The 13,625-nt window shown below is 64.0% G+C and carries 14 protein-coding genes; 13 read left to right on the forward strand and 1 reads right to left on the reverse strand.

The genetic code is table 11. The annotated features are described in order from the left end of the window. Positions 1 to 10: 10 nt before the first annotated feature. The 12 genes from ACJ8HA_RS23015 to ACJ8HA_RS23070 all read left to right on the forward strand — a co-directional run bounded on the left by ACJ8HA_RS23015 (position 11) and on the right by ACJ8HA_RS23070 (position 12,468). On the forward strand, positions 11 to 1,054 hold the full coding sequence (locus ACJ8HA_RS23015; RefSeq protein ID WP_025304204.1) for an aromatic ring-hydroxylating oxygenase subunit alpha: 1,044 nt from the start codon (positions 11 to 13) through the stop codon (positions 1,052 to 1,054). Further along, on the forward strand, positions 1,051 to 1,806 hold the full coding sequence (locus tag ACJ8HA_RS23020; protein ID WP_142591730.1) for an SDR family oxidoreductase: 756 nt from the start codon (positions 1,051 to 1,053) through the stop codon (positions 1,804 to 1,806). Before ACJ8HA_RS23015 ends, ACJ8HA_RS23020 begins: the two co-directional genes overlap by 4 nt. A gap of 37 nt (positions 1,807 to 1,843) precedes the next feature. After that, positions 1,844 to 2,638, forward strand: coding sequence for an IclR family transcriptional regulator (locus tag ACJ8HA_RS23025; protein ID WP_025304202.1), 795 nt, complete (start codon positions 1,844 to 1,846; stop codon positions 2,636 to 2,638). 109 nt (positions 2,639 to 2,747) lie between these two features. Next, a complete protein-coding gene (locus ACJ8HA_RS23030) occupies positions 2,748 to 3,689 on the forward strand; it encodes a VOC family protein (RefSeq protein ID WP_142591732.1) in 942 nt (313 codons plus the stop codon). After that, positions 3,686 to 4,897, forward strand: coding sequence for an NAD(P)/FAD-dependent oxidoreductase (locus ACJ8HA_RS23035; protein ID WP_025304200.1), 1,212 nt, complete (start codon positions 3,686 to 3,688; stop codon positions 4,895 to 4,897). Before ACJ8HA_RS23030 ends, ACJ8HA_RS23035 begins: the two co-directional genes overlap by 4 nt. A 23-nt stretch (positions 4,898 to 4,920) precedes the next feature. Beyond that, positions 4,921 to 6,177, forward strand: coding sequence for an MFS transporter (locus ACJ8HA_RS23040; RefSeq protein WP_049208796.1), 1,257 nt, complete (start codon positions 4,921 to 4,923; stop codon positions 6,175 to 6,177). A 168-nt stretch (positions 6,178 to 6,345) separates the two neighbouring features. After that, the gene (locus tag ACJ8HA_RS23045) at positions 6,346 to 6,870 is read left to right on the forward strand and encodes a cupin domain-containing protein (RefSeq protein WP_004937634.1); all 525 of its coding nucleotides are present in this window, start codon (positions 6,346 to 6,348) and stop codon (positions 6,868 to 6,870) included. After that, a complete protein-coding gene (locus tag ACJ8HA_RS23050) occupies positions 6,870 to 7,688 on the forward strand; it encodes an alpha/beta fold hydrolase (RefSeq protein ID WP_049208797.1) in 819 nt (272 codons plus the stop codon). The genes ACJ8HA_RS23045 and ACJ8HA_RS23050 overlap by 1 nt, the downstream gene beginning before the upstream one ends. Next, the gene (locus ACJ8HA_RS23055; protein WP_043141245.1) at positions 7,685 to 8,479 is read left to right on the forward strand and encodes an SDR family oxidoreductase; all 795 of its coding nucleotides are present in this window, start codon (positions 7,685 to 7,687) and stop codon (positions 8,477 to 8,479) included. The genes ACJ8HA_RS23050 and ACJ8HA_RS23055 overlap by 4 nt, the downstream gene beginning before the upstream one ends. A gap of 15 nt (positions 8,480 to 8,494) precedes the next feature. Beyond that, positions 8,495 to 9,289: an aspartate dehydrogenase gene (locus ACJ8HA_RS23060; RefSeq protein ID WP_025304196.1), complete on the forward strand. Its 795-nt coding sequence runs from the start codon at positions 8,495 to 8,497 to the stop codon at positions 9,287 to 9,289. Between the two features lie 16 nt (positions 9,290 to 9,305). Next, positions 9,306 to 10,775 (forward strand): aldehyde dehydrogenase, encoded by a 1,470-nt coding sequence (locus ACJ8HA_RS23065; protein WP_049296213.1) that lies wholly within the window; start codon positions 9,306 to 9,308, stop codon positions 10,773 to 10,775. A 52-nt stretch (positions 10,776 to 10,827) separates the two neighbouring features. Then, positions 10,828 to 12,468, forward strand: a complete 1,641-nt coding sequence (locus tag ACJ8HA_RS23070; protein WP_442515533.1) for a thiamine pyrophosphate-binding protein — start codon at positions 10,828 to 10,830, stop codon at positions 12,466 to 12,468. A 41-nt stretch (positions 12,469 to 12,509) separates the two neighbouring features. Here ACJ8HA_RS23070 and ACJ8HA_RS23075 read toward each other — a convergent pair whose 3' ends face one another. Next, entirely contained in the window at positions 12,510 to 13,262 is a 753-nt protein-coding gene (locus ACJ8HA_RS23075) for a M48 family metallopeptidase (RefSeq protein ID WP_016930039.1), read from the reverse strand. Positions 13,263 to 13,500: 238 nt separating this feature from the next. On the opposite strand from ACJ8HA_RS23075, the gene ACJ8HA_RS23080 reads away from it, so the two are divergent. Continuing rightward, positions 13,501 to 13,625, forward strand: a 125-nt coding sequence (locus ACJ8HA_RS23080) for a hypothetical protein (RefSeq protein WP_144334738.1), incomplete at its 3' end; no start/stop codon positions are given.

Here is a 13,625-nt window from a genome sequence, read left to right on the forward strand (position 1 = left end):
GGAGAAGACAATGACAGCAAACACAACATCCTCCGAACAGAGCCTGCAGGACTATCTTGACCAGGGATTGCGCGGCATGTGGTATCCGGTGCTGGCCAGTTGGGAAGTGGGCAACAACCCGGTCGGCATCACCCGTCTCGAGCAGCAAATCGTGGTGTGGCGCGACGGTGAAGGCCAGATCCACGCGTTGGAAGATCGCTGCCCGCACCGCGGCGCGCGGCTTTCCATGGGGTGGAACCTCGGCGATCGTATCGCCTGCTGGTATCACGGGGTGGAAGTCGGCGGAGACGGGACGGTGAAAGACGTGCCGGCGGTGGATCGCTGCCCGCTGGTGGGGCAAAAATGCCTGCGGTCTTACCCGGCCAAAGAAGCCTACGGCGCAGTGTTTCTCTATTTCGGCGTGACGGCGGATGAAGCGCCGGCGGAGCTGACTTTCCCGCAAGAGCTGGCGGACGAAGCGTCGTACAGTAATTTTCTGTGTACCGCCAGCTGGGACTGCAACTACCAGTACGCATTGGAAAACGTGATGGATCCGATGCACGGCACCTACCTGCACTCTTCCTCACACTCGATGGCGGAAGGCGATCGCAAGGCGGATATGGGGCTGGAGCCGACCGACAGCGGGTTTATCTTCAAAAAGAACGGACAGATCGGGGTTAACTTCGACTGGGTGGAATTCGGCAGCAGCGGCGCGTATTGGATGCGCCTGTCGATCCCGTACAAGAAGCGCTTTGGGCCGGGTGGTCACTTCTGGATCATCGGCATGGTGGTGCCGGAAGATAAGGATCACTGCCGGGTGTTCTTCTGGCGCATCCGTAAGGTCAAAGACTGGCAGCGCGACATGTGGCGCTTCATGTACCGTAATCGCCTGGAATCGTTGCATTGGGACGTGCTCGAGCAGGATCGCATCGTGCTCGAGAACATGGCGCCTAACGCCCGCGGCCGCGAATACCTGTACCAGCACGACGTCGGTCTTTCTCGCCTGCGCCGCCTGATGCAGAAAGAGGCGCAGAAACAGCTGGCGACGCTGCGCGAGCGGGAGGCGGCGCAGTGAACGGCTTGCTGAACGGCAAGCGCATCGTGGTCACCGGGGCGGCGCGCGGCCTGGGCTACAGCTTCGCCGCCGCCATCGCCGCCGCCGGCGCGCAGGTGGTGATGTGCGACATCTTGGCGGATGAGCTGGCCGCGAGCGGCGCCGCGCTGCGCGAGCAGGGCGCTCGGGTGGAAACGCAGACGATCGACCTGGCGTCGCCGGATTCGATCCGCTTGGCGTTCGAGAAGATCGCCGCAGGCGGCGGGATTGACGGTCTGGTGAACAACGCGGCGCTGGCGACCGGCGTCGGTGGCAAAACCATGATGGAATACGATATCGATCTGTGGGATCGCGTGATGCAGGTCAACGTGCGCGGCACCTGGCTGGTGAGCCAGGCGGCGGTGCCGCTGCTGGCACGCAACCCGCACGCCAAAATCGTCAACGTGGCGTCGGACACCGCGCTGTGGGGCGCGCCGCGCCTGATGGCCTATGTCGCCAGTAAAGGCGCGGTGATTGCAATGACCCGATCGATGGCGCGCGAGCTGGGCCCGCAGGGTATCTGCGTCAACGCCATCGCGCCGGGCCTGACGCGAGTGGAAGCCACTGAGTATGTGCCCGCCGAGCGCCATCAGCTGTACGAGCAGGGGCGAGCGCTGGCCGGGGCGCAGCACCCGGACGATGTGAACGGTACGGTACTTTATCTGCTGTCGTCGCTGGCGGATTTCGTCACCGGCCAACTGCTGCCGGTCAACGGCGGCTTCGTATTCAACTGACGGCCCGCAGGGCAGGCGCACAGCGCAGGAGCGAGAGATGGCGGACGAGCAAGCATGTAAGTATCTGATCCCGGGACTGGATCGCGGGTTGCAGTTGCTGCTGGCGTTTGGCGAGCAGCATAAGGAAATGACTTTTGCCGAGTTGCATCGCCTGGTCGATATGCCGAAGGCCACCGCCTACCGCGTGGTGCAGACGCTCGAGCACCTGGGCTTTCTGGAGCGCAATCCGCGCACCAATACCTTCGCACTGGGCATCAAGGTGCTGCGTCTCGGTTTTGAATACATCGCGTCGCTGGACGTCGCGCAGGCCGGCCAGCCGGTGATCGAGCAGTTGCGCGATCGCAGCCAGTGCAGCAGCCATCTGGCGATCCGCGACGGGCGCGACGTGATCTATATCGCCCGCGTCAGCGCCGCCGGTTCACAGATCAATCAGGTCAGCGTCGGCACCCGCTTGCCGGTGCACCAAACCTCGCTCGGCCGCATGTTGTTGACCAGCGCCACCCGCAGCGAGTTCGAACAACTCTATCCGGACGCGCAGCTGCCGGGCAACGCGCCGGGCACCCCGGCGGATCGCGAAATGCTGTGGCAGATGGTGCAGCAAGACAAGGCGCGCGGCTATGTGATCGGCGAATCGTTCTTCCGCCACGGCATCTCCTCGATCGTCTACCCGATCTTCAACCGTGAGCAGCGGGTCGAGGCGGTGGTCAGCATCATGGTGCCGTCCGATGAGATCCCGAAAGCGGATCGCGAGCGGCTGCGCATGGAAGTGCGCGATGCGGCGGAGAAAATTTCTGGCTTCCTCGGCGCGCCGCCGCAGGCCAACGTCGGCTAACCGACAGGACCGACTCTTTCACTCAGGCAGGGATAAGGCCCACAGCAAACAGGGGCCGGGGTTCACTCATGCCTGAAAACCGTATGCAGCGAGAACGTGAGGCTGAACAATGAGCGTAATCGGAATCGAAAAACTGGAATTTGGCGTCGAAGATCTGCCAACCTGCGAAAAATTCATGCAAGACTTCGGCCTGCAGCCCGCCACGCAACATTGGGGCGAACCGCAGCGCGAATTCACCACCCTGAGCGGGGCGCAGGTCGTTCTGCACCCGTTGCAAAGCGCGGCGCTGCCTGCGGCGTTTGAAGGCGGTTCTACCCTGCGCCGCATGACCTGGGGCGTGGGCTCACCCGCCGATCTGGCGCGCCTGCAGCCGCGTTTGGCGTTGATGCCCGGCTTCCGTCAGGTGGGAGAAGAGCTGGAATGCCTCGATCCCAACGGCATGACGCTGCGCTTCGTCGTCAGCCGCCAGCAGGCGGTTGAGGTGCCGGTCACGCCGATCAACCAATGGGGCGACGTGCGCCGCATCGATCAACCCAGCCCGGTCTATTCGCAGGCGCAACCGATCAATATTGGCCACGTAGTGTTCTTCGTTGAAGATCTGGTGGCGACCGAGCGTTTCTATCGCGAGCTGTTGGATTTCCAGGTCTCAGATCGCTATATCGATCGCGCCGTCTTCCTGCGCACCCAGGCGCGCGGCGGCCACCATAATCTGTTCCTGCTGAAGCTGCCTAACCGCCCACGCGGCCTGAACCATGTGGCGTTCACCGTGCGCGATATCCACGAAGTGATTGGCGGCGGCATCGCCATGAACAAAGAGCAGTGGAGCACCTTTATCGGCCCCGGCCGCCACCCGATCTCCTCGGCCTATTTCTGGTACGTCAACAGCCCGACCGGCGGCGCGTTCGAGTATTACACCAACGACGATTATCTGACGGAAAACTGGCAGCCGCGCGAGCTGGAGCATTCGCTGGTCTCCTTCACCGAATGGGCGGTAGAGGGCGGCATCGATCACGATACGCGCCGCCAGCATAAAAAGGCGCAAGCGTTATGAACCGGCCAGAACAGACGGGCATCGTCATCGTCGGCGGCGGCCAGGCCGGCGGCTGGGCGGCCAAGACGCTGCGCGACCGCGGTTACAGCGGCCGGCTGACGGTGGTCAGCGACGAGCCCTACGATTTTTACGAGCGGCCGCCGCTGTCGAAAGCGGCGCTGCTGGATGCCGCGGCTCCCCTCAGTCGGCTGTTCAGCGAACAGGCGGTGGCGGAGCTGAACATCGACTGGCGTCGCCCGCTGCGCGCCGAGTCCATCGACGCTGAACAGCAAATCGTCACGCTCAGCGACGGGCAACGGCTGCAGTTCGAGCAGCTGCTGATCGCCACCGGCGGGCGGCCGCGTGTGCCGGGCGCCGCTTGGGCGCAGCATCCGCGCGTGATGACGCTGCGTTCCTGGGACGATGCGGCCCGGTTGCGGCAGGGCCTGCAAGGTTGCCGCCGTCTGGCGATCGTCGGCGGCGGTTGGATCGGGCTGGAGATCGCCGCTTCTGCGCGCCGTCTCGGCGCCGAGGTGACGGTGTTTGAACGCCAGCCCGCGCTATGCATGCGCAGCGTCGGCGCCGATGTCTCGCAGGCGTTGCTCGAACTGCATCGCCGGCAGGGCGTTACGGTGTTGTGTGGCTGCGGCGAGATCTCGCTGGAAGATCGCGACGGCGCCGCCTGGATCGGCAGCGAAGTCAGCGATCCGCAGGTCTTCGATCTGGTGGTGGTGGGGATCGGCGTCGAGCTGAATCTCGAACTGGCGCGCAGCGCCGGGCTGGCGATCGAGTCCGGCATCGTGGTCGACGGCCAAGGGCGTACCAGCCATCCGGCGATCTTCGCCGCCGGCGACGTGGCGCGCCACCCGACGCTTGGCCTGTGCCTGCAGTCCTGGGCCTACGCGCAAAATCAGGCCATCAGCACCGCCTGCGCGATGCTCGACGCCTTTGCCGCTCCGTATGACGACGTGGCCTGGCTGTGGTCGGATCAATATGACGTCAATATCCAGATCCTCGGCGTGCCGAGCGGCGGCGTGCACCATGTGGTGCGCCGCACGCCGCAGTCGCAGGTGTTCTTCACGCTGAACGCCGATCGGCAGCTGGTGCAGATGGTGGCGTTCAACGACGCGCGCACCATCAAGCTCGGCAAGCGCTGGTTGGCGAGCGGCCGGGTGCTGGATCCGCAGCAGCTGGCGGATGCGGAGTTTTCTTTGATGGCGTTGAAATAACGCCCGAACCTCGGGAGCGTTTTATGACTACGCAAGACATTGACGCCCGCGCTGGACGGGCGGGGGAAGCCGTTGCCGAAAATCCGCAGCAACGGGTGCGCTGGTCGGTGCCGATCGCGCTGTTCGCCTGCGTGCTGCTGGCGTTTTTCGACAAGATCAGCATCGCGGCGCTGTTTTCCGACGCCGAGTTTCAGCAGGCGTTAGGGATCGGCTTTGACCCGGCGCGGCTGGGCTTGCTGATGAGCGCGTTTCTGTTCTCCTACGGCATCTCCTCGATGCTGCTCAGCGGCATCGGCGATCGGCTTAACCCGGTAAAAGTATTGATTGGCATGATGGTGGTGTGGGGCGTGCTGATGGTATTGATGGGGCTGGTGCGTTCCTATCATGCCATGATGACGCTGCGCATTCTGCTCGGCATCGCCGAAGGGCCGCTGCTGCCGATGGCCTACGCCATTATTCGTCAGGCCTTTCCGCCGCAGCTGCAGGCGCGCGCCACCATGCTGTGGCTGCTCGGCACGCCGCTCGGGGCCGCGCTCGGCTTCCCGGTCACCCTGTACATCCTCAATACCTTCGACTGGCAGACCACCTTCTTCTTTATGGCGTTTCTGACGCTGCCGGTGATGTTGCTGGTGCTGTTCGGCATGCGCCACCTGAACGTCTCGCGCCCGGCGGCGGCGGCCAAGCCGGCGGTGTCCGAACGCAAACAGCACCGCCGCGAGCTGCTGCGCAGCCCGCATTTCTGGATGATTTGCCTGTTCAATATCGCCTTCCTGACCTACCTGTGGGGCATGAACGGCTGGTTGCCGAGCTACCTGATCAAGGGCAAAGGCATTCATCTGGAGCATGCCGGTTACCTCTCTTCGCTGCCGTTCATCGCCATGCTGCTCGGCGAAGTGCTGGGCGCCTGGCTGTCGGACAAGCTGGATCGCCGCGCGCTGGCCTGCTTCCTGTCGCTGTGCGGCGCCGGCCTCGGTCTGGCGGTGGTGCTGCACCTGCAGGGCACCTACAGCGTGATCGCCGCCATGGCCTTCAGCACCTTTATGTGGGGCGCCGGTGCGCCGAATATTTTCGCGCTGTTGGCGAAGGCGACCAGCAGCAAGGTCAGCGCCACCGCCGGCGGCATTTTCAACGGACTGGGCAATTTTGCCGGCGCGCTGGCGCCGGTGCTGATGGGGGCGTTGATCGCCGCCACCGGCAATATGGATAACGGCCTGCTGTTCCTGGTGGTGATGGCGTTCGTCGGCTGCCTCATTCTGCTGCCGTTGCTGAGAAAGTACTGAATTAACAATTGCTAAGCCCAATGGATTTCATGCTGTGGCTAGGCGGCAAGTTCGTGAGTCTCCAGGAGCTTACTGCGGTAAGTGACTGGTGTGAACGAATGCAGCCAACAACGCCACAGCGTGAAAGACGAAGGGGATAACCATTTGATTCAACAGAGGAGTGACAACATGTCTCAGGTTGAGAACAAAGCCGGCGTCAAGCCGCAGGATCTGTCGATGGAAAACTGGGTAGAGTCGCGCATCGCCCGTTTCGAGGGCCGCAAATACGACTGGAACGCGCTGAAATTCCAGGCCGACTTTGACCCGAAATACCGCCGCGCGCAGATGCGCTATATCGGCACCGGCGCCACCGGCGTGGCCAGCGACGCCAACACCATTCCGGCGGGCAACTTCACCTTTTCCACCATGGTGCTGCCGTCGAAGTGCGAGGGCCCACTGCACCTGCACGACGACGTGGAAGAAGTGTTCTTCATGCTGAAAGGCAGCATCACGCTGATGATCCAGGATGGGGAAGAGTATTACGAAACCAGGCTGAAAGAGCGCGATCTGATCTCGGTGCCGGCGGGCGTGTACCGCGGCCTGTTCAACCACGGCGAGGAAGAGGCGCTGATGTGCGTGATGCTCGGCACCGCCAAGCCGGAGATCCCAACCTATCCGGCGGATCACCCGCTGTCCAAAGTGAAGCGCAACTGATGAACGGCCTGGCGCAACGTCAACGGGCGCGCTGCGGGGCGTACACCCTGAGCTGGCGCGAGACCGGGCAGGGGCGGCCGGTGGTGTTGCTGCACGGCATCAGTTCCGGATCCGCCTCGTGGATAAAGCAGTTTAACGACAGCGGCCTGACGGACGGTCATCGTCTGTTGGCGTGGGACGCGCCGGGCTACGGCGGCAGCCTGCCGTTGGCGGATCCGCAGGCTGACGCCGCCGGTTATGCGGCGGCGTTGGCGGCGCTGATTGATGAACTGCAGCTGGCGCAGCCGCTGATCGTTGGCCATTCGCTGGGAGCGCTGATCGGCAGCGCCTACGCCGCCGGCTATCCGGACGGGCTATGTGGGCTGGTGTTGGCGGATCCGGCGCAGGGCTATGCCGCGGCGCCGGAGGAAAAACGCCGGCAGGTGTACGGCCAGCGCCAACAGATGATGGAGACGCTGGGGCCGGTGGGCTACGGCGAGCAGCGGGCGGCGGCCTTGCTGCGCGAAGGGGCGGATCCGCAGGACATCGCCTGGGTGCGCAACGGCATGCAGCAGCTCGATCCCGACGGTTTTCTGAGTGCCGCCTGGATGCTGGCTAACGACGACATCGGCCGCTATCTGGCGCGCTATCGCGGCCCGCTGGAAGTGTGGTGCGGTGAACAGGATCGCATTACGCCGCCGGAGAAGGCGGCCGAGCTGGCGCGTGAGCAAGACGCGACGCTGCGTCTGATTGCCGCCGCCGGTCACGCCAGCTACCTCGATGCGCCGGCGTGTTTCAACCGCTATCTGCGGGATTTTACGGGAGCAATCCAACGATGAATTTTCAGCTTGAGGATCGGGTGGCGGTGGTGACCGGCGGCTCGTCGGGCATCGGTTTCGAAACTTTGAAGCTGCTGCTGGCCGAAGGGGCGAAGGTGGCGTTCTGCGGCCGCGATCCGGACAAATTGGCCGGCGCGGAGGCCAGCCTGCGCGCGGACTTCCCGCAGGCGGAGATCCTGGCGCTGCGCTGCGACGTGCTGGATGCGCAGCAGGTGGCGCAGTTCGCCGCTCAGGTGACGGCGCGTTTCGGCGGCGTGGATCTGCTGATCAACAACGCCGGTCAGGGCTTCGTCGCCCATTTTGACCAGACGCCGCGCGAGGCCTGGCTGCATGAGGCCGAGCTGAAGCTGTTCGGCGTGATCAATCCGGTGCAGGCGTTCTTACCGGCGCTGGAACGATCGGCGATCGCGTCTATCACCTGCGTGAACTCGCTGCTGGCGCTGCAGCCGGAAGAACACATGATCGCCACCTCGGCGGCGCGTGCCGCGCTGCTCAACATGACGCTGACGCTATCGAAAGAGCTGGTGGACAAAGGTATTCGCGTTAACTCGATCTTGCTGGGGATGGTGGAGTCGGGTCAGTGGCGCCGCCGTTTCGAAGAGCGCAGCGATAAAGATCAAAGTTGGGAGCAGTGGACGGCGGCGATCGCCGAACGGCGCGGCATCCCGATGAAGCGCCTGGGCAAGCCGCAGGAGCCGGCGCAGGCGCTGCTGTTCCTCGCTTCGCCGCTGGCTTCTTTTACCACCGGTGCGGCGCTGGACGTTTCCGGCGGCTTTAACCGCCATGTGTAGCAGGGGCCGAAAAAGATGAAGAAGATCATGATGATTGGCTACGGCGCGATGGCGAAGGAAGTGATCGCCCGTTTGCCGGAAGGCGTGGAGGTCGGTTGGATCCTGGCGCGCGCAGCTCATCATGCGGCGATCGCCGAGGCTTTTGGCGGGCGGGTGCAGGCGCTGGCCCATCCTGGGCAGTGTTCGCAGCGGCCGGATCTGGTGCTGGAGTGCGCCAGCCAGCAGGCGGTGGCGGAGTTTGGCGAAGCGGTGCTGCAGCGCGGCTGGCCGCTGGCGCTGATCTCGACCGGCGCGCTGGCGGACGCCGCATTGCAACAGCGGCTGCAGCAGGTTTGCCGCCGCCATCACGGGCAACTGATCGTGCTGTCCGGCGCGGTGGCGGGGATGGACGGGCTGGCGTCGGCGCGCGAAGGCGGGCTGGAGAGCGTGACCTATCAGGCCAGTAAAAGCCCGGCCAGCTGGCGCGGCAGCCCGGCGGAACAGTTGATCGATCTCGATGCGGTGAGTGAAGCGCAGGTGTTTTTTGAAGGTTCGGCGCGTGAAGCGGCGCGTTTGTTCCCGGCTAATGCCAACGTGGCGGCCACCATTGCGCTCAACGGCCTGGGGATGGACGCCACCCGGGTACGCCTGCAGGTCGATCCCGCCACCCGACGCAATACCCATCGCCTGCAGGTGTGCGGCGATTTTGGCGAGTTTCACATCGAGCTGAGCGGCACCCCGCTGGCGAGCAATCCCAAAACATCAACCCTGGCGGCGCTGAGCGCGGTACAAGCCTGCCGCCGTCTGGTGGACGGCGGTTTTATTGCCTGAACGGCAGGAGCGGAGCATGGAACGATTGAATATTTTTGTCGCCGGACGCTGGCGCGAAGGGCGTGGCGAAGAGATGGCTTCGGTATTCCCGGCCGACGGCAGCGTCAACGCGCGGCTGCGTGCCGCTAACGTCGAGGACGTGAATGAGGCGGTGGAGGCAGCGGAACGCGCCTGGCGCGCGCCGGAGTGGCGTGGGTTGGTGCCGCACCAACGCGCCTCGATCCTCTACCGCGTCAGCAACCTGATCCTGGCGCAGCAGGAACAGCTGGCCGAGCTGCAGACCCGCGACAACGGCAAGCCGCTGGCGGAGACCCGCGGGCTGGTGGCCAGCGCAGCGGCGACCGCGCGCTACTTCGCCGCCGCCTGCGAAGTGTTGGAAGGCGAATTGCCGACCCCGCGCAGCGCCGAGGTGATGACGCTCAGCCAGTATCAGCCGATGGGGGTGATCGCCGCCATCACGCCGTGGAACTCACCGATCGCCAGTGAAATGCAGAAGGTGGCGCCGGCGCTGGCGGCGGGCAACGCGGTGGTGCTCAAACCGGCCGAAGCCACGCCGCTGATGGCGCTGAAGCTGGCCGAGCTGTTCGAACAGGCGGGCCTGCCTGCCGGGCTGCTCAGCGTGCTGCCGGGCAAAGGTTCGGTGATCGGCGAGGCGTTGGCGCGCCATCCGCGGGTGAAAAAGATCTCCTTTACCGGTGGGACCAGCACCGGGCGCCATTTGGCGCATATCGCCGCCGACAAGCTGATCCCCACCTCGTTGGAACTGGGGGGCAAATCACCGACCATCGTGCTGGAGGACGCCGATCTGGAACAGGCGGCGCGCGGTATCTGCTACGGCATTTTCAGCTCCGCCGGCCAGGCGTGCATCGCCGGATCGCGGCTGTTCGTGCATCGTTCGCTGTATCAGCCGCTGCTGGCGCGCTTGACCGAACTGACGGCGGGGCTTCGCATCGGCAACCCGCTGGTGCCGGGCGTGCACCTCGGTCCGCTGATCAGCGCCAAACATCGGCAAAGCGTGGCGGACTACGTGGCGCTGGCGCGGCAGGAGGGTGGCCGGGTGATCATCGGCGGCGAAGCGCCGGCCGATCCGCAACTGGCGAGCGGTAGCTATTACCTGCCGACCATTATTGAAGGCTTGAACAACGACGCCCGCGTGTGCCAGGAGGAGATCTTCGGCCCGGTGCTGGTGGCGCTGCCGTTCGACGACGAGCAACAGCTGATCGAACAGGCCAACGACTCGGTGTACGGCCTGGCGGCCGGCATCTGGAGCCGCGATTTCCCGCGGGCGATGGCGCTGGCGGAGCGGCTGGAAACCGGCACCGTCTGGATCAACACCTACAAAACGTTCTCGATTTCTACACCGTTCGGCGGTTTCAAGGAAAGCGGGCTGGGCCGCGAAAAGGGCCTGAACGGCATCAAGGCCTACATGCAGCAGAAAAGCGTGTATCTGGCGCTGAGCCGTCAGGTGAACCGCTGGAGCGACTAGGCCGACACCTCTACGCATAACCCTAATAACGACTACCCTAAGAAGGCAGATGATGAGCGATAAAATCACGGTTGGCGAGGCGATAGCCCGGACTCTGGAACAGTACGCGGTGTCGGCGATGTACGGCATCATTTCGATTCATAATCTGCCGATCGCCGATGCGGTGGGGCAGCGCGATAAAATTCGCTTCGTGCCGGCGCGCGGCGAAGCGGGTGCGGTCACCATGGCCGACGCGCACGGGCGCTTCTCCGGCCTGGGCGTGGCGTTGACCAGCACCGGCGCCGGCGCTGGCAACGCGGTGGGGGCGATGATTGAGGCGCTCAACGCCAACACGCCGCTGCTGCATATCACCGGCCAGGTGGAAAAAGCCTATCTGGACGCCGACGCCGGTTTTATTCATGAAACCCGCGATCAGCTCGGCTTCCTGCGCGCCTGCTCCAAGCGCGCTTACCGGGTCAATTCGCCGGAGCAGGCGGTGGCGGTGATCCAGCGGGCGATCCTGGATGCGCAAACCGTGCCCTGTGGCCCGGTGGCGGTCGAGATCCCGATCGATATTCAAAGTAGCCTGGTTTCCCGTTCGGTGTTGACCGAAGCGTTGGCGCCGGCGCCGCTGCCGAAGGCGGACGATGCGGCGGTGGAGCGGCTGCATCAGCGGCTGAAACAGGCCAAGCGTCCGCTGCTGTGGTTAGGCGGTGGCGCCTTGGCCTGCGGCGACGCGGTGCGCAAGCTGGCGGACGCCGGCGTGGCGGTGATCTCCAGCACCCACGGGCGGGGCATTCTGCCGGACAGCCATCCGCGCAGCCTGCGGGCGTTCCACAACTCGCCGAGCATCGAAGCGATCCTGACGCAGTGCGATCTGACGCTGGTGGCTGGTTCGCGCCTGCGCAGCAATGAAACCCGCACCTGGACGCTGCCGCTGCCGCGCCCGCTGGTGCAGATTGACATCGATCCGGCGGCGGCCAACCGCAACTATCTGGCCGATGAGCAGATCAACGGCGACTGTGCGGCGCTGCTGACGGCGCTGGCGGCGCGACTGACCCCCGGCGAGAAGGTTAACGCCGAGTGGGATGCCGAGATCGCGGGGGCGGTGCAGCAGGCGGAGAGCGCGTTGCGTCAACAGTCCGGCGAATACGCCAAACTCAACGACGCCATCGACGCCGCGTTGCCGCAGGACGGATTGCTGGTGCGCGATATCACCGTTTCCGGCAGCGTCTGGGGCAGCCGTTTGTTCCGCGCGATCTCGCCGCTGTGCAACATTCACTCGCTGGCCGGTGCTATCGGCATGGGGCTGCCGATGGCGATCGGCACCGCGATCGCCAACCCGCAGCGCAAGGTGGTGGGGCTGGTGGGCGATGGCGGTTTGGCGCTGGGCCTGGGGGAACTGGCGACCATGGCGCAGGAACAGGTGAACATCACCCTGCTGATCATGAACGACGGCGGTTATGGCGTGATGCGCGGCATTCAGGACAAGTATTTCGCCGGGCGCCAGTATTACAACGAGCTGCATACGCCGGCCTTTACCCAGATCGCTGAAGCGATGGGGTTGAAAGCCTGGAAGGTGGACGCGGCGGCGCAGTTCAACGGCGTGCTGGCCGAGGCGATCAACTACCCGGGGCCGTCGGTGGTCGAGGTGGACATGAAACAGGTCGGGCCGCTGACTTTCGCCGGACCGCCGCAGAAGACGCTGTATTGAGACGATAAAAAACGCCCGGCGGTTGCCGGGCGTTCTCGTGGTTACTTCTCTGCCGCGATGCGATCGCGAATGTGCTGCGCGCGCGCTTGGGAAGACGGGTGATCGTCGAACATGCTGCTCTGACGGCCGGCTTCCATTTGGGCCAGTTTTTCGAAGCTGGTGGCCAGGCCGTTCGGATCGATGCCGCGCTTTTTCAGCAGATCGAACGAGTAATCATCCGCTTCGCTTTCCTGTTTCTGCGAGAACTGGGCGCTGACCAGCTTCTCGCCGATGTCCGCCAACTGCGACTGCGACAGCGAGCCGATGACGCCGCCGGCGGAGGACGCCGCGGTGCGCAGCGCCACGGTGCCGTAAGCCACCTGCATCGCTTTACGGGTGTGGCCCAGCGCCACGTGGCCCATTTCGTGGCCCAGCACGCCTTCCACTTCGTTGTCGTTCATCATGTCCATCAGGCCGCTGTAGACGCGGATACAGCCGTTGGCCATCGCCCAGGCGTTGACGTCTTTGGTCACGTAGACCTTGTAGTTGGCCGGGGTGCCGTTGATGTTGTCGCCCAGCGCCGCAGCGATTTTGTTGAGACGCTTGGCGTAGGTGCTGCCGGCCGGCGCGATTTGTGCCTTGCTGTCCATCTCGGCGCAGGATTTATCACTCAGGGCCTTAACGTCGTCGTTGCTCAGGGTCGCCGCCTGGAACGCCTGCGCGCCGGACTGCATCAAGGTTTCGGTATTCAGGTTTTGACAGCCGGTTGCCAAGGTGGCAATGCCCAACGCAATCAAAGAGGTACGGATCTTCATAACGCCATCTTCCTGTGAAGGTAACAAGGTAAAAGAGTCATTTTGCTTTGAGGAAATCTTGTCGCAAGAGCCTAGTGTACGCCAGCTAAGGCGAGAATAGTGTTATTCCGAAAAAGCGTCCAATCGTGCTAATAAGTGGTGAACTCGCTCTCATTTGGCATTAGGGATTGCCGTTGTGATGTGGAGTCTGAGAAAATAGGGAACTTGACTGCTTTTTTTATCCGACCTGGAGTAAAACATGTCCTCTCGTAAAGAGCTTGCCAACGCCATCCGCGCACTCAGCATGGACGCCGTACAAAAAGCAAATTCCGGCCACCCGGGGGCCCCTATGGGCATGGCGGACATCGCCGAAGTCCTGTGGCG

The organism is Serratia sp. CY33802, assembly GCF_052169095.1.
Taxonomy (GTDB): Bacteria; Pseudomonadota; Gammaproteobacteria; order Enterobacterales; family Enterobacteriaceae; genus Serratia; species Serratia bockelmannii.